Source organism: Paraburkholderia tropica (genome assembly GCF_014171495.1).
In the GTDB taxonomy this organism is placed as follows: domain Bacteria; phylum Pseudomonadota; class Gammaproteobacteria; order Burkholderiales; family Burkholderiaceae; genus Paraburkholderia; species Paraburkholderia tropica.
Genome location: NZ_CP049135.1, coordinates 511,944 through 535,266 on the forward strand (window position 1 = coordinate 511,944; position 23,323 = coordinate 535,266).

The following is a 23,323-nucleotide window of genomic DNA, read 5'->3' on the forward strand; positions in this document are numbered from 1 at the left end:
TTACCTGGCATCCCTGATGATCAGAGATCGACACTGCTCGGCAAAATCACGAGGTCGCGAATCGTCACGTTGCGCCCGCGCGTGAGCATGAACACCACCGCTTCCGCGACCTCGACCGGCTGCATCAGGCTGCCCGCGGCCAGCGCCTCTTCCATCTTCGCCTTCGGCCAGTCGTCGAGCAGCGCGGTCACGACCGGCCCCGGCAGCACCGCGCCCACGCGCACGCCGTGCTTCGCGACCTGGCGGCGCGTCGTATGCACGAAGGCCTGCACGGCGAACTTCGACGCCGTGTAGATCGGCTCCCACACCACCGGCACCACGCCCGCGACCGAACTCGTGAAGAGAATGTCGCCCGACTTCTGCGCGACCAGATGCGGCAGCACCGCATGCACCGAGCGAAACGCGGCGTTGACGTTGAGATTGAGCATGCGGTCCCATTCGTCGGGATCGCCGCTCGTCACGTCGCCGCCCACATAAGTGCCCGCGTTCGCGTGAAAGATGTCGAGACCGCCCGCGAGTTGCAGGATCTTCGGCAGCATCGCCGAGACTTCCGCGGGTTGCAGCAGATCCACCTGCAAGGGCAAGGCGTTCGGACCGAGTTCGGCACAGCACGACGCGAGCCGATCCTGCGCGCGGTCGATCAGCACGACTTTCGCGCCCTGCGCGATCAGCGCGCGCGCGCATTCGAAGCCGATACCCGACGCCGCGCCCGTGATGGCGGCCACCTTCCCTTTGATCGATTCAGACATGGAGTCTCCGGATTATGGTTTTACGCGCGGCCGTGCGAGACACGCGAGCGGCGCGCGAGCGAGTCGACGATCACCGCGATCGCCAGCACCGCGCCGGTAATCATGAAGCGCAGCGACGACGAGAGATTGAGCAGCGTGAGGCCGCTTGCGATCGACTGGATCACGATGATGCCGAGCACCGCCGACCACGCGGTGCCGCGTCCGCCGAACAGGCTCGTGCCGCCGATGACCGCCGCCGCGATGGCATTGAGGTTGACGTCGCCGGTGCCGGCCTGCTGACTCGCCGAAGCGAGCCGCGCCGCCGTGAGCACGCCGCCGAGCGCGGCGAAGCTCGCGCACAGCACGAACGCGCTCGTATAGATGGCGCTCACCTTGATGCCCGCGCGGCGCGCCGCTTCGCGGTTGCCGCCGACGGCGTTCATCGAACGGCCCCAGCGCGTGCGCTTGAGCGCGTAATCCATGGCGACGGCGAGGCCGAGAAAGACGGCGAACATCAACGGCACGCCACGTCCGCGATCGAGATAGCTGACAACGACTTCGAGGAACACGGTGAGAATCGCGCCGCGCGCCACGAGGCTGCCGATCGACGGCGCCGAGAGCCGCGCCGCGCGCCGACGCTCGCGCGTGCGCAGTCCGGTCAGCACGATGGCCACGCCCGGCAGCAAGGCGATCACATGCGAGACCATCGCCGGAATGATCATCAGCTGGCCGAAGTTCACCATCGTCGAACCGTACGGCAGATTGATCGAGCCGTCGGTGCCCAGCACGTAGAGTTGCAGGCCGAGAATCGCCAGCAGGCCCGCGAGCGTCGAGACGAAACTCGGCATGCCGAGCCGGTTCAGCAGCAGCGCGTAGAGCGCGCCGACGATGCCGCCCACCACCACGGCGGCCGCGATGGCGAGCAGCACGGGCCAGCCCTGATTGACCCAGAGCGTGCCCACGAGCGCCGAGGCGAAGCCGCTCATCGAGCCGACCGAGAGATCGATCTCGCCCACCAGCAGCACGCAGACGATGCCGAGCGAAATCACGCCGACCGTCGAGCAGTCGAACAGCAGATTGACGAGATTGTCGGCGGAGAGAAAGACCGGATTCAGGCTCGTGAACACGGTCCAGATGATGACGAGGCCCACGATCACGGGCAGCGAGCCGAGATCGCCCGAGCGGATCCGGTCGACGAAAGCGGAAACGGTGTCGCCGAGACCGGCTGCGTGCTTCACGCGCACGTCGCTGCGGTCGAGCAGCGGCGAAGGCGGCGCGCTATGGGTGTCCTTGCTCATGATGGTGCCTTTCACTGTACGTCCTGTTGCGATTGCGGCGTGGCCGCCTGGCGGCGTCCCGCGCGGCGCGAGACGGCGTTTTCAGTCGCGCCCGTGATGGCGGCCACCAGTTCCGCGTTGGAGGAATCGGGATAGAACACGCCGTTGTTGCGGCCGAGGCGCAGCACCACGATGCGGTCCGCGACGGCGCGCACGTCTTCCATGTTGTGACTGATCATGATGACCGCGTGACCCCGGTCGCGCACGCGCTCGATCAGGTTCAGCACTTCGGCGGTCTGCGCGACGCCGAGCGCGGCCGTGGGTTCGTCGAGCATGATGAGTTTGGGATCGAGCAGCAGCGAACGCGCGATCGCCACTGTCTGGCGCTGGCCGCCCGAGAGCGACGCCACCACGTCGCGCACGCTCGGAATGCGCGCCGACAACTCGTTGAGCAACGTCCACGCGCGCACTTCCATCTGCACTTCGTCGAGACGCAGCGGGCTCAGCTCGCGGCCGAGAAAGATGTTGGCGACCACGTCGAGGTTCTCGCACAGCGCGAGGTCCTGAAACACGGTGGCGATGCCGAGGTCGAGCGCCGTCGCCGGATCGGAGAGCACGACATCCTGGCCGCGAAACGTGATGGTGCCGGCGCTCGGCTGATGCACGCCCGCGAGAATTTTCACCAGCGTGGATTTGCCCGCGCCGTTGTCGCCGACGAGGGCGACCACTTCGCCCGCGCGCACGTCGAGCTCGATATCGGTCAGCGCGGACACCGCCCCGAAGTGCTTCGAGACGCCGCGCAGGCTCAACACGATTTCGCCCGGCGGCGCGTGGGGCGTGGAGGGTTCAGTCATGAAAGGAGACTCCTGAGTGCTGCCGGCGGGACCGGCGCGTGCCGCGCCCCGCCGTCGATACGATGGCTCTACGACCTGCTTATCAAGTCAATTAGTTAGCAATGCCGAGCTTCTTGCAACCATCCGCATAGCGGCCCGTGCACAGATCCTTGCCGCTCGCGAAACCCTTGTCGACGACTTCCGCCTTGAGGTTCTTCGCCGTGATGACCGCCGGCTTGAAGAGTTGCGTGGGCGTCTTGTAGAGCGTCGTTTCGCCCTTCGGCGTCTGGCCCGAGAGGAAGCTCACGGCCACCTTCGCCGCCGCGCCCGCCACGATCTCGCTGGGCTTGAGAATCGTGTTGTACTGGTCGCCCGCGATGATCAGTTGCAGGCCCGCGAGCGTCGCGTCGTTGCCGGTCACGGGCGGCACGGGATTCACGCCGGCGGCCTTGAACGCGGCGATGGTGCCGCCCGCCGTGCCGTCGTTGGCCGCCACCACGCCCACGATCTGCGTGCTGAAGCGCGTGATCTGGCCGCTCACCCACTGCTGCGCCTTGGGCGGCGCCCACTCAGGCGTGTCGTATTCGGCGAGCGTCTTGAAGCCGCTGCCTTCGAGCCCTTCGTGAATGCCCTTCTTGATGAGCCCTGCCGCGGCATCGGTCGGCGAACCGTTGACTTCGAGCACGCCGCCCTTCGCGGCCGCCACGCCGCTTTCCTTGAGATGCTGCACGAGCGACTGCGCGATCGACTTGCCGATCTCCTCGTTATCGAACGACACGTAGTAGTCGGCGGGCGTCGACGGCACCGGACGGTCGTAAGCGATGACCTTGATGCCCTGGCTCTGCGCCATGTGCACGAGCGAGGCGGCCGCCGTCGAATCGACCGGATCGAGCACGATCACTTTCGCCCCCTGCGAGATCACCGAATTGAACTGTTGCTGCTGTTGCGAAGCGTCGGCGTTGGCGTTCTGGTAGAGCACCTTGCAGTCCGGACAAAGCTTGGCCATCTCGGCCTTGAAGCCCGGAAAGTCGTGCTGCTCGTAGCGCGTGGACGCATGGTCGGGCATCAGGAACGCGACCGTACCGCCGGGCGCGGCGTGCGCCGCCTGACCGACCGTGAGCGCGGCGCCCAGCAGGGCTGCGCCGATCGCGAAGTTCGAAAGCGTGTTCATCGGGTGTCTCCGTTGTTTTGAAAAATTGTTGGATGATTTTTAGGTGCGACCGGGTGACGGAAACGAATCCGCCGCTAAAACACCTGCAAACAGACGTGAAAGGATGCGTGCCGTCGAGCGCTCGACGCGCTAGACGATCGCCGCGCCCTGCGCCGATTCACTCGCGCTCGCCGCATTCACGCGATGCCACGCGCGCCAGCGCGACGGCGGCATATCCTTGAGCAACAGAAACTGGCGATTGAAGTTCGAGAGATTATTGAAACCGACGCGATAACAGATATCCGTAATCGTGAGCTGCCCCGACAGCAGCAACTGGCAAGCGAGATCGATGCGCAAGCGGTTCACGTACTGCACGAACGGCAAGCCCGTGTGCCGCCGGAAGTAACGCGAGAACGCACTCACGCTCTGCCCCGACAGTTCCGCCAGCTCCGTCTCGCGCAATTCCTGCGACAGGTTCTTGCCGATGAACGCCAGCACGTGATTGATGCGCGTGCCCGCATAGCGCGTCGGATCCGCGCGATAGGCGGCGCTCGCGAGCTTCGCGGGTTCCGCGCCTTGCGCGAGCAATTCGAACAGTTCGATGAACAGCACGATGCGCCGCAGCCCTTGCGCACCGAGCATCTCGCGCATGATCGGCTCGGCGGCCGCGCCCGTTTCGGGCGTGAACAGCAAACCCCAGCGCGACGCGTCGAGCAGCGGCGCGACGCGCCGGAACTCGGGAAAGGCGTCGATCGTGCGCGCGATGAAGTCCGCGTCGAATTGCAGGACGAGGCAACGTTCGTCGACGCGCTCGCCGCCCGCCACGCTGCTCACCCAGTTATGCGGCAGGTTCGCCCCCATCATCACGAGATTGCCGGGCTCGAAATTGCCGATGTAATCGCCAACGAAGTACTTGCCCGTCGTCGAGGTGATCAGGTGAATTTCATACTCGGGATGAAAATGCCAGCGCACCGTCCGGTACGGATAGCCGTGCGACCAGACCTTGAACGACTCGTCGCGCGGCACGGCCACCAGTTCGAGGTCCGGCTGGTCCATGCGCGCGGGACGGCCGTCCTTGTGCGCCATGGCTTGCGCCGTACCCGGGTGACTTGCTGGCCTCTCCGCTTGCATCGCTCCTCCTGCGCCTTTTGCTGGTTTTTTCTTTGCGGCTCGCGGCCCGCGCGAGGGCGGCCGCCATGGTTGAAAAAGTAACCGCATCAGCGGCGCTTCACCACTGAAAATAAGACCGCCAACTGATACTTTTTTGCATTCGGGTAAGTCCGTATCGTCGGAAAAGTCAACTTTTGTGCAGGGCAACAGCGTTGCCGATGCCTTGCGCATCGGCGGCGGAAAACGGGGTCACAGAAGCCGCGCCGTCATCGAGAAAGGAAACGCGGGACGAAAAAAAGCGCCTGCCCGCAGATGCGAGCAAGCGCCGGTCCGGCATGCGGCGCGCGAAGCACGCGCCGCTATCGCGCGACGATCAATAGCCGTAACGCGGTTGATGATGACGCGGACGTTGATGATGCCAGCGCACCGGATGGCAACGGCGCTCAGGGTGGCCATGAATCCACACGCGGTGGCATTCCATGCGCGGATGTGCGCTGGCAGCTTGAGGAATGGCGATCGCCGACGTGGCGACCAGGGCGGCGGCGAGCATGACACGCTTGAGCATGGGGACTTCGATCTCCGGTTTGTGGATGGGGCCCGGATGGTGCCACAAAGCGCGCGAGCGCGCAGTCGCGGCCACAGGATGCGGGCGTCGATCGTATCGATCACAACGATGGCGTCGATGGCGCGGGTCGCATCGACGGCATCGTGCGTGCGCTGGAAAACAAATGCGTCCCCACTGAGCGCGCGGCGCGTCTACACTGTTTTCGTGGACCCGCTCGGACGTCGCCCGCCGATACCGCGCCGTCCACTCGTCAGCATGATGACCATCGGGGAGGTGTCTTGTGCTACGTCTCTTTCCTCTGAACGCCGCGCGCCCTGCCGCCGCGGCCGCGCTGGCGTGCGCCGGCCTCTGCAGCGTCGCGGGTGTCGCCGCTCAGGCGGCGACGTCGTCGGCATCGACCGCGACGATGCAACCGGCATCGGCCACTTCGGCCTCCGCCGCATCGAAAAAATCCGCCAAGGCCGTCGCGAAGGCCAACGCCGCGCAACGCCAGGCGCTCGCGCCTACGACGGTGCCTGCAACGGCGTCCGCCCCCGCACCAACGCCCGCTGCCGACACGGCGTCCGACTTCTCCACCTTCGTCGATCGTTACGGTCCGGCCGTCGTGCACGTGAGTGCGCGCGCCGCCGACGATCAGACCGCGCCGCCCGAGCAGGAAGCCATCGACGCCGACGACCCGTTCTCCGCGTTCTTCCGCCGCGCGCAGCATGTGTCACCGAACGCGCGGCCGAACACGTTCCCGAACGGACTGCCGAACGCCCAGACAGGCGCACCCATCCAGGCCGGCGCGCCGCGCGTGATGACGGGCGCGGGCTCCGGCTTCATCGTGAGCCCGGACGGACTCGTCCTCACGACCGCGCACGTCGTCGACAACGCCGGGGACGTGACCGTGCGGCTCACCGACCGCCGCGAATTCAAGGCCGAAGTCGTGGCCGTCGATACGCAGAGCGATGTCGCCGTGCTGCAGATCGACGCGCACGACCTGCCGTTCGTGAAGCTCGGCGATTCGTCGAAAGTGCGCGTCGGCGAACCCGTGCTGACGATCGGCTCGCCCGACAGCTTCCAGAACACGGTGACGGCGGGCATCGTCAGCGCGACCTCGCGCACGCTCGCGGATGGCCGCGCGTTCCCGTTCTTCCAGACCGACGTGGCCGTGAATCCCGACAACTCGGGCGGCCCGCTGTTCAATCGCGCGGGCGAGGTGATCGGCATCGCCGTGCAGGTGTATGCCGACGGCGAGCGCTACGCGAGCCTGACGTTCGCGATTCCGATCGACGCGGCCAGCGCGTTCCGCGCGCAACTGGCGCAGGCCGGGCGCGGGACCACGGCGAAAGCGAACCCGAACGCCAGTGCAAACGCCGAGGCCAGCGACGGCGACGGCGCGGACGGCGCGGCGCCCGCGAAGGCGCGCACGACGTCGACGTTCGGCATGCATGTCGAGGACGTGAGTCCTGGCATCGCGGCGGCGCTCGGTCTGACGCACGCGAGCGGCGCGCTCGTTGACAGCGTCACGCCAGGCTCGGCGGCGGCATCATCGGGACTCAGGGCAGGCGATGTGATTGTGAAGGTCGGCAACACGGCGGTCGTGGAATCAGGAGCGCTGGCCGCGCAACTGGCCGCACTGCCGCCCGCCACGCCGACGTCGCTGCGCTTGATCCGCGGCCGCCGCGTGATGACGGCGAGCTTCGCGAATGCGGCCGCCGACGCCAACAGCGACACGGCCGACACGGACACCGATGCCGCCGCGGACCTGAACAGCAACGCGAGCACTAACAGCGGCGGCAATGGCGCGTCCGGCACCGGCGCGAAGCTCGCGGGCGGCGCGACGCTCACCGACAGCGTGGCCGCGAATCCGGTCACGCGACCCGGCGCAGACAGCGGCGCGGGCGCGGGACCGGGCGCCAACATCGTGCCCGTCGCGATGCCGGTCGCGCGCGCCGCCCCGATCGCCGACACGGCCGTCGCGGCGCGCAGCGCGGGCGGCAATGGCGCGCGCGCAAGCGCGAATGCAGGCGGCAGCGGACGCGCCGTCGCCGACCGCCTCGGCCTGACCACGCACGCGCTAAGCGAGGCCGAACGGCGCTCCACCGGACTGCCGCTCGGTCTGATGGTCGACGCCGCGAGCGGCCCCGCCGCGCACGCGGGCATCCAGGCGGGCGACGTCGTACTCTCGCTCGACGACACGCTCGTCGAGACCCAGCAGCAGGCCGCCACGCTCGAAGCGGTGGCGAGCAAGAGCGTCGCCGTGCTGATTCAGCGCGACAACGCGCGGAGCTTCGTCTCGGTGAAGCTGCGCTGATGTCCGGCACGCGCGCTCAGGACGCGAGCGCGCCGCCGATCGCATTAAGGCCGCTGAGCCCGCCACCCATGCCGCCACGCACGTCGAGCAGCGGCAGGCCAGCAGCCGCGAGCAGCAACCGCCCTTCCGCCAGCGCCACTACCGCCTCGCTGCGCCGCCCCTCGCGCGCGAGCCACTGGACGAGGCGCGCGTCACGCACGGCGTCGGGCGTGCCCGCGCCGCCCGCGACGAACAGCGTGTGAAACGCGCCCGCGTCGCGCGCCTGCTCGACGCACTCGGTCAGGATCACCACCGACGACGCGCTCTCCACCGGCCCGCCCGCCGCCGAGAGCGACACCATTTCGAAGGCCGCCGCGTCGTCGTCGGACTGAAGCTGCGCGAGGGCGTTGGCTGCATCGTAGATCTCGATGATGGCCGCCACATCCGGCAGCGCAAAGCCCTTGAACAGCACGAAACCGATGCGCTTCGCCTTCGCCGCTTGCGTGCCGACGCACGGATCGGCCACGAAGTCCGTTCGAACCGCTTGCTGTGACATGCCTTGCACGATTGCTCTCCCCAATCGAGTCCGCCGTTGATGATGCGTGTGTCTTCGCAACATCAATGCCAAAGCGTGGGCAAACGCCCGGATTCGCGTGGAAATGGCCTTGCAGCGGATCGATTCAGGGATTTTCGCGTGGAGATATGCACGACGCATCGCGCGTTACGTAACGGCGCGGACCATCGTGGACGTGACGACAACCCTGGGGGCGCCTGGCGGTTTCCTGTTGGCGTCACCCGGCGTCAAAGGTTTCCGATCAGAAACGCCCGCTCTCGGCGCCAGCCTTTCTCGGCGGGAAAGCCTGCTTGAGGCATGCGCAATTTTCGCGCTGGCCGAATTCTCCGAAACTAGGCATCAACGCGCGGACCGCGCGGCATACCTATATCAGGAGACACGATGAACAGCCAACCGATGGAACTGGGCGGCCGCGCGGCGCGCGAAGCCGACCCCGGCCTGCCCGCCGCCGCGCGAGACGGGTCCGCACGCGCCGCGCAGGGCGTCACGCTCGGCGGCTTCATGGACGAGATGCCTGTGGGCGCGCTGCATCGCTTCGTGGTGTGGGTCGTCGGCATCGGCCTGTTTTTCGACATGTACGAGATTTTTCTCGTCAGCTCGATCGGCTCGGCGCTGCAAAACGAGTACGGGCTCGACGGGCACAGCACGGGCTTCAAATTGCTGCTGGCCTCGGCGTTCATCGGCATGTTCTTCGGCTCGCTGTGTCTGGGCAGTCTCGCGGACCGCATCGGCCGACGCCGCGCCTTTCTGCTCACGCTGGTCTGGTACAGCGCGTTTTCGCTGCTCGCCGCGTTCTCGGTCAACGCGGGCATGCTCGTGGTCTGCCGCTTTCTCACGGGCGTGGGCGTCGGCGCGATCTATCCGGTGGCGGACAGCTATCTCTCGGAGATCCTGCCGAAAGACCGGCGCGGACGCCTCGCCGCCTGGGCGTACACCACCTCGTATATCGCCGTGCCGCTGGTGGGTTTTCTCGCCGTGTGGCTCAATCCGCTGCATCTCGGCGGCGTGGCGGGCTGGCGCGTGATTCTGGCGATCGGCAGCCTCGGCGCGGTGTTCGTGCTGGCCATCAAGCATCGCCTGCCCGAAAGCCCGCGCTGGCTGCTCGCGCAAGGCCGCGCCGACGAAGCGCGCGCCACGCTGGGCCGTTTCGCCGATAGCGCGGGCGTCGCGCTGCCCGCCGCCTTCGAGCAAACCGGCGAACGCAAGCATGCGCTCACGCTCGGCGAACGCATTGGCTTGCTGCGCCGCGCACCGTATGGCAAGCGCTATTTCATGCTGACCGTGTTTCATCTGTTCCAGGCGTTCGGCTATTACGGCTTCGGCACGCTGGCGGGCGTGGTGGTGAAAAGCCGCGGTTTCGACGTCACCGGCAGCACCTTGTTCGTCGCGCTCTCGTTTCTCGGTTATCCGATTGGCTCGCTGCTTTCCGTGCCACTGCTGAACTGGATCGAGCGGCGCACGCTGGTAATCGCCTCGCTCATTTCGGTTGCGCTGTTCGGCCTCGGCTTCGCCTACTCCAACAGCATCGCGCTGATCGTCTGCTTTGGATTCCTGACGACTTGCGCGTCCAATGTATTCAGCAACGCGTATCACGTCTATCAGGCGGAAATCTTTCCGGCCAGCGTGCGCTCGACCGCGATCGGCAGCACCTATTCGCTGTCGCGTATCGTCAGCAGCGCGCTGCCGTTCATCCTGCTGCCCGTGCTTAACCAGCATGGTCCGCTGGCGATGTTCGGCGTGATTTCGCTGGCGCTCGCGATTGTCGCGATTACGCTGCGCACGCTCGGTCCGCTCACCACGCGACGCAGCCAGGACGAGATCAATCCTGTTTGAACGCCTGAGATTGAAGGCGCGGATTGAATCGCGCTTGCGATGCTCATCGGGCCGCGTGCCGCGCTTTGCGGGCACGTGGCCGCTTCATTTTGGCGGACGCGTTCAACCTTCGCCGTTGCGCGCCGACATGTAATCGAACAGGCTCGCGATATCGGAACTCGGCGCCTCGCCCGCCTTCACGCCAACCCACAACGTGCGCGTGGCCCAGGCATCCGCGAGTTTCACCTTCGACACGCCGATCTTGCCGCGCGCGTCGCTCACCGAATCGCGCGGCAGAATGCCGATGCCGAGCCCGGCCTCGATCATCCGACATACGCCGTCGAAATTCGACGCCTGAATCCGCAGCTTGAGCGTGCGCTCGGCGGCGAACGCGGCGTCGGTCATGCGCGCCAGCAGCGAACTGCCGTCGCTGAGTCCCACGTAATCCTCGTCGAGCGTTTCCGCGAAGCGGATGACGTCGCGCTGCGCGAACGGATGTCCTTGCGGCACCAGCAGTACGAGTTCGTCGCGGCGATACAGACGTCGCTCGATACCGGGCGCAGGCACGTTGTCCGCGAACACGCCCAGATCGGCCTTGCCCGCGCCCAGCGCGGCGACGATCTCGTGACTCAGACGCTCCTCGAGCGACACTTTGATACGCGGATGCGCGTTCAGGAAACCCGCGAGATCGACCGGCAGGAATTGCACGATCGCCGACGTGTTGGCCCACATCCGCACGTGGCCGCGCACGCCCGCCGCGTAGTCGCCCATCTCGCTCGCCATGCGGTTGACCTGATCGACGACGCGGTTCGCATGATCGAGCAAGGCGACGCCAGCCGGCGTGAGTTCGACGCCGCGCGCGCGCCGGATGAACAGCGCGCAATCGGTGACGCTTTCGAGTTCCGCGATGCGCTTGCTCACCGCGGAGAGCGTGAGCTGCCCGTTTTCCGCGGCCTTGGTGAGACTGCCGTGCTCGGCCACGAGCAGAAAGACCCGCAGCGACTGCAGATCGAAATGAAGCGGATTGACCATAGGGAAAGGCTGAAAGAATGCCGATGCAGAAGCGATTGTGCTGCATTGGCGGCGGCGGGGAAAGTGGCAGGCGGCGGGGACGCGACGCGGACGTGGCCCGCCAACGCGGGCAAGCACCCCGGACAGGCAAGCAGGAAGGCGCGGACGCGCCGTTCGGGCGCGCCCGCTCGCGAGCCGGAGGCCCGCGCAATCGCCGCGACGTCGGCGCCCCCCGACGCCGCAGCGAAAACGAAAAATCATGAAAATCGAGAAAACTTTTTCTCCGATCGGAAACCAGGCGATTTTCCGATCGGAAACGCCCGGCTTAGATCAGTTCGGAGATCTCGATCAGGTTCAGATCGGGGTCACGCACGTACACCGAGCGGATTTTCTGCGTCGCGCCCGTGCGTTCGACCGGCCCTTCCACGATCGGCCATTCGACCTTGCGCAGATGCGCGATCACCTCGTCGAGCGGCACGGCGGCAATGAAACACAAATCGAGCGCGCCCGGCACCGGCACATGCGCCTTCGGCTCGAACTCCGCGCCGCGCACGTGCAGATTGATTTTCTGGTTGCCGAAGCGAAACGCCAGACGCCCCGCGCCGAAGGTTTCGAGTTGCATCTGCAGCACTTCGGTATAGAAGTGTCGGGTCGCCTCGGGGTCCACGCAGGTCAGGACCAGATGGTCGAGGTGATCGATCAAAGCCATGGTTCACTCCTTCGAATCGTTCGATTAACCGTCATGCGCAGGCGGGCATCGGATGCAGATCCAGCCGACGTCCCGCCTTGAGAATCTGGCTCGGCACGTCATGGCCGATGAGCGCGGGCAGACGCGCGGCGGCATCGAGCACCGCCGCGAGATTCACGCCCGTATCGTAGCCGTCCAGTTCGAGCATGTGTACGAGTTCCTCGGTGCACACATTGCCGGTCGCGCCCGGCGCGTAGGGACAGCCGCCCAGGCCGCCGAGCGAGGCGTCGAAACGCACGATACCCGCGTCGAGCGCCGCAAGCGTATTGGCGAGCGCCATGCCGCGCGTATTGTGAAAGTGCAGCGTGATTTCGAGCGGCGCGAAGGCCGCGCTCGCACGCGCGCACAGGTCGTGCACCTGCGCGGGATGTGCCATGCCCGTCGTATCGCAGAGCGTCACGCCGTTCACGCCCAGACCGGCAAAACGGTCGATCCAGCCGAGCACGGTTTCCACCGGCACGTCGCCTTCCATCGGACAACCCATCGCCGTCGACAGGGACACGTTGATCGCCACGCCCGATCCGCGCACCGCGCCGATCACATCGCGTAGCTGTCCGAACGATTCTTCGCGCGACATGCGCAGATTCGCGCGATTATGGCTCTCGCTCACCGACATCACGAGATTCACCTCGTCGACCTTGCACGACAACGCGCGTTCCGCGCCGCGCACATTGGGCACGAGCACGGTATACACGACACCGGGCACGCGCGCGATGCCGTGCATCACGGCCTCGGCGTCGCGCAGCGCGGGAATCGCTTTCGGCGACGTGAACGACGTCACTTCGATCTTCGCGTAACCACACGCGCTCAACTGGTCGATCAGCGCGATCTTGTCGTCGGTGTCGATGAAAACCGCTTCGTTCTGGAAGCCGTCGCGCGTGGCGACTTCGTTCAGATAGAGGCGTCGGGATTGCTGGGTCATGGTGTGCGTCTCCGTTCAGATCACGCCGCGTGCGCGCCAGGCGTCGCGCGTCGCCGCGTCCACGCCGATGGACGCGAGCACCGCGTCGGTATGGGCGCCGAGTTCCGGCGCGCTGTGTTCGATCGTGCCCGGCGTGGCGTTCAGTTTCGGCACCACGCCCGGCACGCGCACGGGCGTGCCATCGGGCAGACGATCGTCGACGATCATCTCGCGAGCGCGATAGTGCGGATCGGCGTCGATATCGGCCACGTCGTAAATGCGCCCCGCCGGAATGCGCGCCGCGTTGAGCGCCGCGAGCACGTCGTCGAGCGGACGGCGCTCGCACCAGGCCGCGATCGCGGCGTCGATGCGCTCGACCTGCGCGACCCGTCCGTCGTTCTGCGCGAGCGTGGGATCGTTGCCCAGATCGGCGCGATCGATCAGCTCCATCAGGCGGCGGAAAATGCTGTCGCCGTTGCCCGCGATCAGCGCGTACTTGCCGTCGCTGCAACGGTAAGCATTGCTTGGCGCGATGCCCGGCAGACTGCTGCCGGCCGGCTGGCGCACCGCGCCGAACACCGAATACTCGGGCAGCAGACTCTCCATCATGTTGAACACCGACTCGTAGAGCGCGACGTCCACGACCTGGCCCTTGCCGCCCTGCTGCTCGCGATGACGCAGCGCCATCAGCACGCCGATCACGCCATGCAGCGCGGACAGCGAATCGCCGATCGAAATGCCGACGCGCACGGGCGTGCGCCCCGGCTCGCCGCTCAGATGGCGCAGACCGCCCATCGCTTCCGCCACCACGCCGAAACCCGGCCGGTCGCGATACGGCCCGGTCTGACCGTAGCCCGACACGCGCAGCATGATCAGGCCCGGATTGATCGCGCTGAGCGCCTCCCAGCCGAGCCCCCAGCCTTCGAGCGTGCCGGGACGGAAATTCTCGATCAGCACATCCGTCTGCGCGACGAGACGCCGGATCACGTCCTGACCTTCGGGCGCGCGCAGATCGAGCGTGAGCGACTGCTTGTTGCGCGACTGCGCCGCCCACCAGACCGACGTGCCCTCGTGCAGCAGACGCCATTTGCGCAGCGGATCGCCGGTGCCGGGCGGCTCCACCTTGATCACGCTCGCGCCGAATTCGGCGAGCATCTTGCCGGCGAACGGACCCGCGATCAGTTGCCCGAGTTCGAGCACGCGAATACCGGTGAGGGGTCGTGACATGACGTCTCCAGAGGGTGTCGTTTCTGGACGTCATGATGAGCGCACCGGGCGATTTTGATAATCGACGGTTGCTCAACGCCACTTGACGAAATGGAAAGTCTGCGACGGCGCGAGGTCGGTTGCACGTCATGGTGCGTGTGCGGATCGGCAAGCCGTTTTCCATACGGGAAAGGAAGGCGGCGCAAACGGCAAACCGCGGCGGGCGGCGCGGACTGACAATGCGGTGCGTTTCCTTTATGAAATACATGCACGCCGCGTGGTATCCGCGTGTTTCCGATCCGAAAGAAAATTTCGCAACCGCTCATGTCCAGCCCGACTCCGCCCACCCGCATCGTCTTTCTCGACCGCGCGACGCTGTCGCCGCAGACCGTCCTGCGCAGCTTGCCGTTCGCTCATACCTTGCAGTGCTTCGATCACACCGCAGCCGCGGACGTGGCCACGCGCCTGCGCGACGCCGACATCGTAATCGCCAACAAGACGCCGATCAGCGCTGCCGCGCTCGCCGACGCGCCCTCGCTACGCATGATCGCCGTCGCCGCCACGGGCACCGACAACGTCGATCTACGCGCATGCGCGGCACGCGGCATCGTGGTCAGCAATATCCGCGACTACGCGGTTCACACGGTGCCGGAACATACGTTCGCACTGATCTTCGCGCTGCGGCGCAGTCTCGTCGCGTATCGCGACGCCGTGCGCGCCGGGCGCTGGCTCGACTCGGGACAGTTCTGCTTCTTCGACTTTCCGATCCGAAACCTCGCGGGTTCGACGCTTGGCATCGTCGGCGCGGGCGCGCTTGGCCGGGCGGTGGCGGCCATGGGACGGGCGCTCGGATTGCGCGTGCTATTCGCCGCGCACGGCGAGCGAGCGTCGGCGTCGAACGATCATGTGCCCTTCGACGACCTGCTCGCGCACAGCGACATCGTTTCGCTGCACTGCCCGCTCACGCCCGCCACGCATCATCTGATCGATGCGAGCGCGTTCGCGCGCATGGCTCGGCGTCCGCTGCTGATCAACACGGCGCGTGGCGGACTTGTCGATGAAGCCGCGCTCGTGGAGGCGCTGCAAAGCGGAGCGATTTCGGGCGCGGGATTCGACGTCGTCTCGACCGAGCCGCTGCCCGCCGCGCATCCGTTCCAGGCCCTACTCGGGCATCCGCACTTCATCCTCACGCCGCACGTGGCGTGGGCAAGCGACGAAGCCATGCAATCGCTCGCCGACCAGTTGATCGAGAATATCGCCGCGTTTCATGGGGGAGCGCCGCGCAATATCGTCACCGCCGTGCCATGAAAGAACGAAAAGGCCCTCGCGGGCCTTTTCGTTTCATCCGTCTGGTCAATGACCCTGGACGTTTGCATTCGTACTTAAACCGGAGCGGGATGCGCGATGTGCCATTCGTCCACAGTTTGACGCGCCTTGTGCTCGACCATGCTCACACCCATCAGCACGTCGATCTTCAGCTTGGGCAGCGCCAGTTCGACGGGAGGCAGCACGACGTCGCGTGCCTGACCTTCAACGCCAGTTATTTCCGCGCGACACAGCCATTGCGTGTCCGTCGCGTCTGCTTTCGTATCGACAACGATTTGAAAGCCACGGTATTCGATCGACATTTTCTCTCCGGCACCTGACAAAACGTAAGCATGAATCGCTGCCCCGCAGCGGTTGCCCGAATATAGCATTGCTGCGTAGGCTCTTCAGTGCAAACACCGATCGAATCACGATCTGGAGCGAAAAAATACGGCGATTTAAAGTTCACTGCACACTTGAGATTGAAACGCTGATGCACGCCGCTTCATAGTTCGCATACGCCAGCCCACGACAGCCAGCGATACGCCCGAAATCACGGCCGCCAGCGAGACGTAATAAGCGGGCGCGAGTGTGTCGCCCGTCCAATGGATCAGCAACTCGGCAATCGTCGGCGCAAAACCGCCGAACAAGGTCACGCCCAGACTATAGGCAATCGACAATCCGGCAGAACGCACGCGCACCGGAAAAATCTCGGACATGAGCGCAGGCATCGGTCCGGAATACGCCGCCTTGAAAATACCTGCCGCGCCTTGCAATACCAGCAGCCAGCCGAGCGTCGGATGACGCTGCAACAGCGCGAACATCGGATAGGTGAACGCGGCGAGCAGAATCGACGTAGTCAGCATGATGCGCACGCGTCCGATGCGATCGGATAATGCGCCCATGACAGGCGAAAGTGCGAATTGCAATCCGCCATTCAGCACCACGACGCCGAACGACGTGGCTGCTGCCATATGCAATTGCTTGACGGCGTACATCGGCATATAAAGCTGCAAGATATACACGCCCACCGTCGATTGCGCGACGATGCCCACCGCCAGCAGCAAATTAAGCCATTGCGCCCCGGCTTCGGTATTTTCGGCCTGATTCGCCTGCACCGTTTCATGCGTGCGCTTCGATTCTCGATTCGCAATGAACTCCGGCGTTTCGTCCAGATGCGAGCGAATGTAATAGCCCACCGGCCCCAACACGAGCCCGAAGAAAAACGGAATGCGCCAGCCCCACGCGGCAAGCTGGTCAGGCGGCAGCCACAATGCGAGCAGCCCACCGAAAGCCGCCGCGAGAATCGCCGCCGCGCCTTGACTCGCGAATTGCCAGCTCGCGTAATAGCCGCGTCGGGCGGGACTGTGCTCGACCATGAAAGCCGTGGCGCTGCCGAACTCGCCGCCCACCGCAAAACCCTGCACGAGACGCGCAAGCAGAATCAGCAACGGCGCGGCCAGTCCAATCGACGCGTACGGCGGCATGACCGCCATCGCGAGGGTGCCCGCCATCATCAGCGCGATCGAGAGCGTGAGCGCCGCCTTACGCCCTTTTCGATCGCCATAGATGCCGAGCACGATCGCGCCGAGTGGACGCATGAGAAATGAAATGCCGAACGTCCCCACGGCAAGCAACGTGGAAAGCCATTCGTCGTGCACGGGAAAGAACTGTTTGGCGATGATCGGCGCGAAATAACCGTAGACGAGAAAATCGAACCATTCGAGCGCATTGCCGATTGACGACGAGAAGACGATGCGTCGCACCATGCCGCGCGTGAGCGGCGCAGGGTCCGCGTGGTAGCGCTGCGCTTCGCCCAGGTTCGACGCTGCCGGCGATCCGGTTTCCATCGTGCCTCCTCTTTCTATTTAATTCGCGATGCTAATTTAATTGTGCATAAATCGATCTGCGTATGGCCAAGCAAGGCCGCGCACGCGACGCGGCCTTGCTCCGCTCAGAATCCCGCTGCCAGACCGTCGCGACGCGTATCGCTGGCCGCGACGTAACCGTGATCCGGATTCTCGCGGTCGAGCTTCCAGATGAACTGGCCCGAACCGAAATCCATATACGGATCGTCGATACCCTGAATGCGGTGACCGCGTGCCTCCAGTGCCTGCGCCGTATGCGGATCGAAGGTCGATTCGATGTCGAGCGTGAAGTCGCGATTGACCTTCCAGCGCGGCGCATCGCATGCGGCCTGCGGCTGCTGGCCGTAATCGAGCATCCGCACGACCGTCTGCAGATGCCCTTGCGGCTGCATGTCGCCGCCCATCACGCCGAAGCTCATGACCGCCTCGTCGCGGCCCGCCACCTCCTGCGTGAGGAACGCGGGAATGATGGTGTGGAACGGCCGCTTGCCGCCTTCGACCACATTCGGCGAGACCGGATCCATCGAGAAACCGCAGCCGCGATTCTGCATGGCGATGCCGGTGCCGGGCACCACCACGCCGGAGCCAAAGCCCATGTAATTCGATTGAATGAAGCTCACCATCATGCCGCGCTCGTCCGCGGCGGACAGATAGATCGTGCCGCCGGAACGCGGCATGCCGAAGTCGAAGTGCGTGGCGCGTGCGGGATCGATCAGCTTTGCGCGCGATTTTAGATAGGCGTCGTCGAGCATCTGCTCGGGCGTGACGTCCATCGAACGCGGATCGGACACATAGCGGTACACGTCCGCGAACGCGAGCTTCATCGCTTCGATCTGCAGATGTTGTGACTCGATGCCGTCGCGCGGCAGCGACGCCACGTCGAACTGCTCCAGAATGCCCAGCGCGATGAGCGCGGCGATCCCCTGCCCGTTCGGCGGAATCTCGTGCACCTTGTAGCCGCGATAGGTTTTCGAAATCGGCTCGACCCATTGCGCGCGATAGTTGCGAAGATCATCGAGCGTGAGCGCCGCGCCGCCTTCACGGGCGAACGCCGCGATGCGCTCGGCGAGTTCGCCTTCGTAGTACGCGCGCGGCCCCTGCTCCGCGAGGCGTCGCAACGTGGAAGCGTGACCCGGCAGGCGCACGTGTTCGCCCACTTCGGGCGCGCGCCCGCGCGGCATGAACGTCTCGGCAAAACCGGGCTGATCGCGCAATTCGGGAATCGCCGCCTGCCACTTGCGCGCGACGATCGACGCCACGGCATAGCCGCGTTCGGCGATCTCGATGGCGGGCGCCATCAGATCGGCGAACGGCAGCGAGCCGAACTTCGCATGCAGCGCCTCCCAGCCCGCGATCACGCCCGGCACCGTCACGGTGTCCCAGCCGCGCTTGGGCTGCTTCGCGAGCCCCTGCTCCTCGCCGTGCTTGCGGCGGAAATAGTCCACGCTCCAACCGGCCGGCGCCGTGCCCGACGCATTCAGGCCGTGCAGTTGCGAGCCGTCCCAGACGAGCGCGAACGCGTCGCCGCCCAGGCCGCACGACACCGGCTCGACTACCGTGATGGCCGCCGCCGCGGCGATCGCGGCATCCACGGCGTTGCCGCCTTTCCAGAGCATGCGCAGCCCCGCCTGCGCGGCCAACGGGTGCGAGGTTGAGACGATATTGCGGGCGAACACCGGCAGGCGCGGTGTCGGATACGGGTTGTGCCAGTTGAAGCGCGTCATGAGGGTATCGATTCGGGTGAATGCGGATGAATGGAAGCGCGACCGTGCCGGACAGTCCGGCACAGACCGATCCTTCGATTATCTTGAAGGCTTGACCAAAAAAATATTAATATTTTGTTGTCGACACTTAAATTTTTCTTACATGCTCACGCTCCGGATGTTGCGCACCTTGCAGGCCGTCGCGCGTAGCGGCTCGTTTGCCACCGCCGCCGAAAAGACCGCGCTCACCCAGGCCGCCGTCAGCCTGCAGATGCGCGGACTCGAGGAAGCGCTCGGCCGCCAGATCTTCGACCGCCGCGCGCGCCAGGTCGCGCTCACACGCGAAGGCCGCGAGATCTGCGCGAAGGTCGAGCGCATTCTCGAACTGATCGACGAACTGCCGGCCAGCGCCGACGACGCCATACGCGGCTCGGTGATCGTGGGCGCGGTGGTCTCGGTGATCGGCGCGCTCTCGCTGGCCGTCGCGCATCTGAAGACCGAGCATCCCGAACTCGAAGTGCGCCTGACCTCCGCGCGCTCCACCGAACTCGCGGATATGGTGGAAGCTGGCGAAGTCGATCTGGCCGTCGTGGTCGGCAATATCGACGGCACGCTGCACGAATCGCTCGCCTGGACGCCGCTCTACGACGAGCCGCTTATGCTCGTCACGAGCCGCACGACGAAGGGCACCGACGCCCGGCGTATTTTGCGCGAACGCGGCTTTCTGCGTTTCGACCGACGCGTGCCGACGGGCGCGGTCATCGACGACGCGTTGCGCACGCTCGGCATCAAGCCGCTCGAATATCTCGAACTCAATTCCATCGAAACGATTGTTTCGCTTGTGCGTAACGATGTGGGCGTGAGCGTGCTGCCCGTGCTTCACAACGGCAACTGGCACGACGACCCGAATCTGCGGCTGATTCCGCTCTGCAATCCGCCGTTTATGCGCACCGTCGGCATGATTCACCGGAAATCGAATAAGCGCACGCTGCTGTTCAAAACACTCGCGACGATGCTGCGTTAATTCATCGTGAATCGAATCGCGACATTATGTCTATGTCGCCCTGTTTTAAGGCGTTTTCGCTTCGATAAATAGAAGCAGACGCCTGGCAATATCGCGTCAATCGGCTTGACCTGCGTCGCGCTGTAAGTAAAATGAAAACCGACGCAGCAAAACACGCGAACGTATTTACCGATTCGTTTCGCCGTTATTAATTCGGCTGGATTTACCGGTCCATTGCCGATAGTTAGCCATCCGTATCATCCATCGGAGAGTCAAGAATGAAATCCAGAATCGCAACGACAGCCGTCGTGCTGGCCGTGGTCGGCGCCATGATCGCCGGCTCGGTGCTCGCGCAGCAGCCCGCACCTGCCAATCCGGCACAACCCGCACCGCCGGCCGCCGCCACGCACAACGACCCGATCGTCCAGAAGCGCATGGAAATTCGTGAAGCGAATCGCGAACAGCGCGCGAAAAAATCCGAAGCGAAGAAGGTGTACAGGAACGAAGCCAAGCAGGCTCGCAGCGAACGCAATCAATCCGCTCAGGAATCCCGCGCACGCGCGCAAAATGCGCTCAATGCTCCGAATAGCGGCGCGCCCAACATCGCACCGAACACCCAGTAACGCCCCCGTCGAAAGCACTACCACCGAAAGCCGCTACCGCCATCGCGCGGGCGCGGCCTTCGTGCGCTTTGGTGCGCTTTGGTGCGTTCACGGCTGATAGACGACCGACCCCCGGACGCTCGCGTGGAGCGTGACCGGGCATTCGCGTAAGCTAGCGTCAATTCACGCGCGGATCGTCCATGCCCAGCTTGCCCTCTTCCACGGTGGTGATCGCTATTCGCAGACGTATCGGCTCGGCCGCGGTCTGGCTCGCGGCCTGCCTGTGCGCCGCGCTCGGCGCAACGACACTCACGGCATGCCAGCAATTACCCGCACCCGGCCCGCGCACGCAATCGGTGGCGCTCACCGCTGAGGAGGCGAGCAGCACACAGCTCGGCCAGGCGATCGACAAGGAGCGAGGCGATCACCCCGGTTTGACCGGCATCGATCCGCTCACCGCGCCGCTGCAAGCCTTCGCCTCGCGCGTCGATCTTGTCCGCACGGCGCAACGCACGATCGACGTGCAGTACTACATCTGGCGCGACGATCTCACCGGCACGCTGCTGCTCGAAGAGTTGCGCAAAGCCGCCGACCGTGGCGTGCGCGTGCGCCTGCTGCTCGATGACAACGGCATCCCCTCTTCGCTCGACAGCACGCTCGCCGCGCTCGACGCGCATCCGAATATCGAAGTGCGCCTGTTTAATCCCTTCGTGATTCGCAAGCCCAAATTCATCGGCTTTATCACCGACTTTTCGCGCCTGAACCGGCGCATGCACAATAAGTCGCTAACGGCCGATGGCGTGGCGACAATACTCGGCGGGCGCAATATCGGCGATGAATATTTTGGCGCAACGGACGGCGTGGTATTCGCCGATCTCGACGTGCTCGCAATCGGTCCCGCCGCAACGGACGTCGCGCACGATTTCGACCGATACTGGTCGAGTGCTTCGGCGTGGCCTGTGCAGGAAATCCTGCCCGCCGTGTCCGCGGACCAGCTCGCGGTGCTCGACCGCGCCGCGCTTGCAGTGCAGACCAACCCCGCGGCCAGCGCGTTTATCGCGTCGCTCGAAGCGAAAACCGACGTGCGCCATTTGCTCGACAGCACGCTCGAATTTGAATGGGCGCCGGCGCGGCTCGTCAGCGACGATCCCGCGAAAGCGCTTGGCAAAGCGCCGCAAGACTCGCTCATTCTCAGTCAGCTCAAAGATATTCTCGGCGAGCCGCAACGCGAACTCGATCTCGTCTCGCCGTATTTCGTCCCCGCCGAAGCCGGCACGCGCTATTTCACCGAGCTTGCGCGACGTGGCGTGACCGTGCGCGTGCTCACGAACTCGCTCGAAGCCACCGACGTCATGCCGGTGCACGGCGGCTATGCGCGACGGCGCAAGGCGCTGCTCGAAAGCGGTGTCGAACTGTGGGAATTGCGCCGCGCGGCAGGCACGAGCGGCGCGAAGGAGCAGGCGCCCGGCATGTTCGGCAGTTCCGGGTCGAGCCTGCATGCGAAGACCTTCGCCGTGGATGCGAAGCGCGTGTTCGTCGGTTCGCTGAACTTCGACCCGCGTTCGGCGAATCTCAATACCGAACTTGGCCTCGTGATCGAAAGCCCGAAACTGGCCAGCCAGATCGAGCACGCGTTCGTCGCGCAGATTCCGCAGCTTGCCTACGAAACGCGACTCGCGCCGGACGGCTCGATCTACTGGATACGCCGCGATGGCGACAGCACGATTCGCTATGACGTCGAGCCGAATTCGCGCTGGAGCACGCGCCTCGCCGTGTGGTTCTTTTCGATTCTGCCGATCGAGTGGCTGCTGTAACGGCAGCCGCGTCAATCAACAATTCGGCGATTCAGCGCCTGCACCGCTTCCAGCGCGCCGCCCACCATGGCGCGCAAGACCGGCTGCACTTTTTGCGCGAGATCGGGCCGATAGTCGAACGGCGCGTCTTCGTTCATATAGGTGGACTGGCACATTTCGAGCTGCACGGCATGCACGCCGTCTTGCGGCGCGCCGAAATGGCGCGTGATATAGCCGCCCTTGAAACGACCATTTGCAATCGACGTAAACTCGCTCGCGGCCGCGCCGCGCTCGACGGCCGCCTGCACCGATGCATGCGTCGTGCGCCCATCCTGCGTGCCGATATTCAAATCCGGCAATTTATTCTCAAACAGTCGCGGCAGCACGCTCGCAATCGAATGCGCTTCCCAGAGCAGCACGTTCGCATGTTCGGCGCGCAAGCGTTGCAACTCCGCGCGCAACGTGTCGTGATACGGCTGCCAGTAAGTCTGCACGCGGCGCTGACGTTCCGCTGCATCGGGCGCCCGGCCTTCGCCATAAAGCGGCTCGCCGCGAAACGTTTCCGTGGGACACAGCGACGTGGTCGTTTGCCCCGGATACAGGCTTTCGTCGTTCGGCGGACGATTCAGGTCGATTACATAACGCGAAATACGCGCGCCCAGAATCGTCGCGCCGAGTTCTTTCGCGAAAGCATAAAGACGATCGAGATGCCAATCCGTATCGGCGACGCTCAGCGCAATATCGCTGTAGCGCTCGCGCAAATCGGCGGGAATCGCGGTGCCCAGATGCGGAATCGAAATAAGCAGGGGCGCCGTGCCGCGTTCGAGCGTAAAGAGTTCGGTCATGATCCGGTCCG

Annotated in this window: 21 protein-coding genes; 6 read left to right on the forward strand and 15 right to left on the reverse strand. The window is 65.1% G+C overall.

Annotated features, from left to right (window positions below):
* Nucleotides 1-20: 20 nt before the first annotated feature.
* From G5S35_RS17075 to G5S35_RS17100, 6 genes are all read right to left on the reverse strand, one after another.
* The gene (locus G5S35_RS17075) at nucleotides 21-749 is read right to left on the reverse strand and encodes an SDR family oxidoreductase (RefSeq protein WP_065065005.1); all 729 of its coding nucleotides are present in this window, start codon (nucleotides 747-749) and stop codon (nucleotides 21-23) included.
* A gap of 20 nt (nucleotides 750-769) precedes the next feature.
* Nucleotides 770-2,026, reverse strand: coding sequence for a sugar ABC transporter permease (locus tag G5S35_RS17080; RefSeq protein WP_074986034.1), 1,257 nt, complete (start codon nucleotides 2,024-2,026; stop codon nucleotides 770-772).
* 11 nt (nucleotides 2,027-2,037) lie between these two features.
* Nucleotides 2,038-2,859, reverse strand: coding sequence for an ATP-binding cassette domain-containing protein (locus G5S35_RS17085; protein WP_065065004.1), 822 nt, complete (start codon nucleotides 2,857-2,859; stop codon nucleotides 2,038-2,040).
* Nucleotides 2,860-2,950: 91 nt separating this feature from the next.
* The gene (locus G5S35_RS17090) at nucleotides 2,951-4,009 is read right to left on the reverse strand and encodes an ABC transporter substrate-binding protein (RefSeq protein WP_065065003.1); all 1,059 of its coding nucleotides are present in this window, start codon (nucleotides 4,007-4,009) and stop codon (nucleotides 2,951-2,953) included.
* A gap of 129 nt (nucleotides 4,010-4,138) precedes the next feature.
* On the reverse strand, nucleotides 4,139-5,074 hold the full coding sequence (locus G5S35_RS17095; RefSeq protein ID WP_231957748.1) for an AraC family transcriptional regulator: 936 nt from the start codon (nucleotides 5,072-5,074) through the stop codon (nucleotides 4,139-4,141).
* 397 nt (nucleotides 5,075-5,471) lie between these two features.
* Nucleotides 5,472-5,663: a hypothetical protein gene (locus G5S35_RS17100; protein WP_074985976.1), complete on the reverse strand. Its 192-nt coding sequence runs from the start codon at nucleotides 5,661-5,663 to the stop codon at nucleotides 5,472-5,474.
* Between the two features lie 280 nt (nucleotides 5,664-5,943).
* Between G5S35_RS17100 and G5S35_RS17105 the strand changes: the two genes are divergently transcribed.
* Entirely contained in the window at nucleotides 5,944-7,962 is a 2,019-nt protein-coding gene (locus G5S35_RS17105; protein WP_237181428.1) for a trypsin-like peptidase domain-containing protein, read from the forward strand.
* A 16-nt stretch (nucleotides 7,963-7,978) separates the two neighbouring features.
* Here G5S35_RS17105 and G5S35_RS17110 read toward each other — a convergent pair whose 3' ends face one another.
* Nucleotides 7,979-8,497 (reverse strand): DJ-1/PfpI family protein, encoded by a 519-nt coding sequence (locus G5S35_RS17110; protein WP_183039256.1) that lies wholly within the window; start codon nucleotides 8,495-8,497, stop codon nucleotides 7,979-7,981.
* Between the two features lie 399 nt (nucleotides 8,498-8,896).
* Here G5S35_RS17110 and G5S35_RS17115 point away from each other — a divergent pair, with 399 nt between their 5' ends.
* A complete protein-coding gene (locus G5S35_RS17115; RefSeq protein ID WP_074985973.1) occupies nucleotides 8,897-10,348 on the forward strand; it encodes an MFS transporter in 1,452 nt (483 codons plus the stop codon).
* Between the two features lie 102 nt (nucleotides 10,349-10,450).
* Here the strand turns inward: G5S35_RS17115 and G5S35_RS17120 are convergent, their stop codons facing one another.
* The 4 genes from G5S35_RS17120 to G5S35_RS17135 all read right to left on the reverse strand — a co-directional run bounded on the left by G5S35_RS17120 (nucleotide 10,451) and on the right by G5S35_RS17135 (nucleotide 14,214).
* Nucleotides 10,451-11,359 carry a LysR substrate-binding domain-containing protein gene (locus G5S35_RS17120; RefSeq protein WP_065064999.1) on the reverse strand — a complete coding sequence of 303 codons (909 nt, stop codon included), beginning with the start codon at nucleotides 11,357-11,359 and terminating at the stop codon, nucleotides 10,451-10,453.
* A gap of 304 nt (nucleotides 11,360-11,663) precedes the next feature.
* Nucleotides 11,664-12,047, reverse strand: a complete 384-nt coding sequence (locus tag G5S35_RS17125; RefSeq protein WP_074985971.1) for a VOC family protein — start codon at nucleotides 12,045-12,047, stop codon at nucleotides 11,664-11,666.
* Nucleotides 12,048-12,078: 31 nt separating this feature from the next.
* On the reverse strand, nucleotides 12,079-13,008 hold the full coding sequence (locus G5S35_RS17130) for a hydroxymethylglutaryl-CoA lyase (protein WP_065064997.1): 930 nt from the start codon (nucleotides 13,006-13,008) through the stop codon (nucleotides 12,079-12,081).
* Nucleotides 13,009-13,023: 15 nt separating this feature from the next.
* Nucleotides 13,024-14,214, reverse strand: a complete 1,191-nt coding sequence (locus G5S35_RS17135; RefSeq protein ID WP_074985967.1) for a CaiB/BaiF CoA transferase family protein — start codon at nucleotides 14,212-14,214, stop codon at nucleotides 13,024-13,026.
* Between the two features lie 303 nt (nucleotides 14,215-14,517).
* Between G5S35_RS17135 and G5S35_RS17140 the strand changes: the two genes are divergently transcribed.
* Nucleotides 14,518-15,501 (forward strand): D-2-hydroxyacid dehydrogenase, encoded by a 984-nt coding sequence (locus tag G5S35_RS17140; protein ID WP_065064995.1) that lies wholly within the window; start codon nucleotides 14,518-14,520, stop codon nucleotides 15,499-15,501.
* Nucleotides 15,502-15,575: 74 nt separating this feature from the next.
* Here G5S35_RS17140 and G5S35_RS17145 read toward each other — a convergent pair whose 3' ends face one another.
* The 3 genes from G5S35_RS17145 to G5S35_RS17155 all read right to left on the reverse strand — a co-directional run bounded on the left by G5S35_RS17145 (nucleotide 15,576) and on the right by G5S35_RS17155 (nucleotide 19,090).
* Nucleotides 15,576-15,821: a hypothetical protein gene (locus G5S35_RS17145; RefSeq protein WP_074985964.1), complete on the reverse strand. Its 246-nt coding sequence runs from the start codon at nucleotides 15,819-15,821 to the stop codon at nucleotides 15,576-15,578.
* A 135-nt stretch (nucleotides 15,822-15,956) separates the two neighbouring features.
* Nucleotides 15,957-17,267, reverse strand: coding sequence for an MFS transporter (locus G5S35_RS17150; RefSeq protein ID WP_390971408.1), 1,311 nt, complete (start codon nucleotides 17,265-17,267; stop codon nucleotides 15,957-15,959).
* Nucleotides 17,268-17,452: 185 nt separating this feature from the next.
* Nucleotides 17,453-19,090, reverse strand: a complete 1,638-nt coding sequence (locus G5S35_RS17155; RefSeq protein ID WP_110328611.1) for a gamma-glutamyltransferase family protein — start codon at nucleotides 19,088-19,090, stop codon at nucleotides 17,453-17,455.
* A 142-nt stretch (nucleotides 19,091-19,232) separates the two neighbouring features.
* Here G5S35_RS17155 and G5S35_RS17160 point away from each other — a divergent pair, with 142 nt between their 5' ends.
* From G5S35_RS17160 to G5S35_RS17170, 3 genes are all read left to right on the forward strand, one after another.
* The gene (locus G5S35_RS17160) at nucleotides 19,233-20,093 is read left to right on the forward strand and encodes a LysR substrate-binding domain-containing protein (protein ID WP_110328610.1); all 861 of its coding nucleotides are present in this window, start codon (nucleotides 19,233-19,235) and stop codon (nucleotides 20,091-20,093) included.
* A 257-nt stretch (nucleotides 20,094-20,350) separates the two neighbouring features.
* The gene (locus G5S35_RS17165) at nucleotides 20,351-20,695 is read left to right on the forward strand and encodes a hypothetical protein (RefSeq protein WP_176081198.1); all 345 of its coding nucleotides are present in this window, start codon (nucleotides 20,351-20,353) and stop codon (nucleotides 20,693-20,695) included.
* 179 nt (nucleotides 20,696-20,874) lie between these two features.
* Nucleotides 20,875-22,488, forward strand: coding sequence for a phospholipase D family protein (locus G5S35_RS17170; RefSeq protein WP_183039257.1), 1,614 nt, complete (start codon nucleotides 20,875-20,877; stop codon nucleotides 22,486-22,488).
* Nucleotides 22,489-22,499: 11 nt separating this feature from the next.
* On the opposite strand, the gene hutG is transcribed toward G5S35_RS17170, so the two are convergent.
* Nucleotides 22,500-23,312 carry an N-formylglutamate deformylase gene (gene hutG / locus G5S35_RS17175; protein ID WP_183039258.1) on the reverse strand — a complete coding sequence of 271 codons (813 nt, stop codon included), beginning with the start codon at nucleotides 23,310-23,312 and terminating at the stop codon, nucleotides 22,500-22,502.
* Nucleotides 23,313-23,323 lie beyond the last annotated feature (11 nt).

Bases quoted from the DNA above. Each gene is read 5' to 3' on its own strand.
- G5S35_RS17075 (WP_065065005.1), bottom strand. From the start codon at position 749: ATGTCTGAATCGATCAAAGGGAAGGTGGCCGCCATCACGGGCGCGGCG.
- G5S35_RS17080 (WP_074986034.1), bottom strand. From the start codon at position 2,026: ATGAGCAAGGACACCCATAGCGCGCCGCCTTCGCCGCTGCTCGACCGC.
- G5S35_RS17085 (WP_065065004.1), bottom strand. From the start codon at position 2,859: ATGACTGAACCCTCCACGCCCCACGCGCCGCCGGGCGAAATCGTGTTG.
- G5S35_RS17090 (WP_065065003.1), bottom strand. From the start codon at position 4,009: ATGAACACGCTTTCGAACTTCGCGATCGGCGCAGCCCTGCTGGGCGCC.
- G5S35_RS17095 (WP_231957748.1), bottom strand. From the start codon at position 5,074: ATGGCGCACAAGGACGGCCGTCCCGCGCGCATGGACCAGCCGGACCTC.
- G5S35_RS17100 (WP_074985976.1), bottom strand. From the start codon at position 5,663: ATGCTCAAGCGTGTCATGCTCGCCGCCGCCCTGGTCGCCACGTCGGCG.
- G5S35_RS17110 (WP_183039256.1), bottom strand. From the start codon at position 8,497: ATGTCACAGCAAGCGGTTCGAACGGACTTCGTGGCCGATCCGTGCGTC.
- G5S35_RS17115 (WP_074985973.1), top strand. From the start codon at position 8,897: ATGAACAGCCAACCGATGGAACTGGGCGGCCGCGCGGCGCGCGAAGCC.
- G5S35_RS17120 (WP_065064999.1), bottom strand. From the start codon at position 11,359: ATGGTCAATCCGCTTCATTTCGATCTGCAGTCGCTGCGGGTCTTTCTG.
- G5S35_RS17125 (WP_074985971.1), bottom strand. From the start codon at position 12,047: ATGGCTTTGATCGATCACCTCGACCATCTGGTCCTGACCTGCGTGGAC.
- G5S35_RS17130 (WP_065064997.1), bottom strand. From the start codon at position 13,008: ATGACCCAGCAATCCCGACGCCTCTATCTGAACGAAGTCGCCACGCGC.
- G5S35_RS17135 (WP_074985967.1), bottom strand. From the start codon at position 14,214: ATGTCACGACCCCTCACCGGTATTCGCGTGCTCGAACTCGGGCAACTG.
- G5S35_RS17140 (WP_065064995.1), top strand. From the start codon at position 14,518: ATGTCCAGCCCGACTCCGCCCACCCGCATCGTCTTTCTCGACCGCGCG.
- G5S35_RS17145 (WP_074985964.1), bottom strand. From the start codon at position 15,821: ATGTCGATCGAATACCGTGGCTTTCAAATCGTTGTCGATACGAAAGCA.
- G5S35_RS17150 (WP_390971408.1), bottom strand. From the start codon at position 17,267: ATGGTGCGACGCATCGTCTTCTCGTCGTCAATCGGCAATGCGCTCGAA.
- G5S35_RS17155 (WP_110328611.1), bottom strand. From the start codon at position 19,090: ATGACGCGCTTCAACTGGCACAACCCGTATCCGACACCGCGCCTGCCG.
- G5S35_RS17160 (WP_110328610.1), top strand. From the start codon at position 19,233: ATGCTCACGCTCCGGATGTTGCGCACCTTGCAGGCCGTCGCGCGTAGC.
- G5S35_RS17165 (WP_176081198.1), top strand. From the start codon at position 20,351: ATGAAATCCAGAATCGCAACGACAGCCGTCGTGCTGGCCGTGGTCGGC.
- G5S35_RS17170 (WP_183039257.1), top strand. From the start codon at position 20,875: ATGCCCAGCTTGCCCTCTTCCACGGTGGTGATCGCTATTCGCAGACGT.
- hutG (WP_183039258.1), bottom strand. From the start codon at position 23,312: ATGACCGAACTCTTTACGCTCGAACGCGGCACGGCGCCCCTGCTTATT.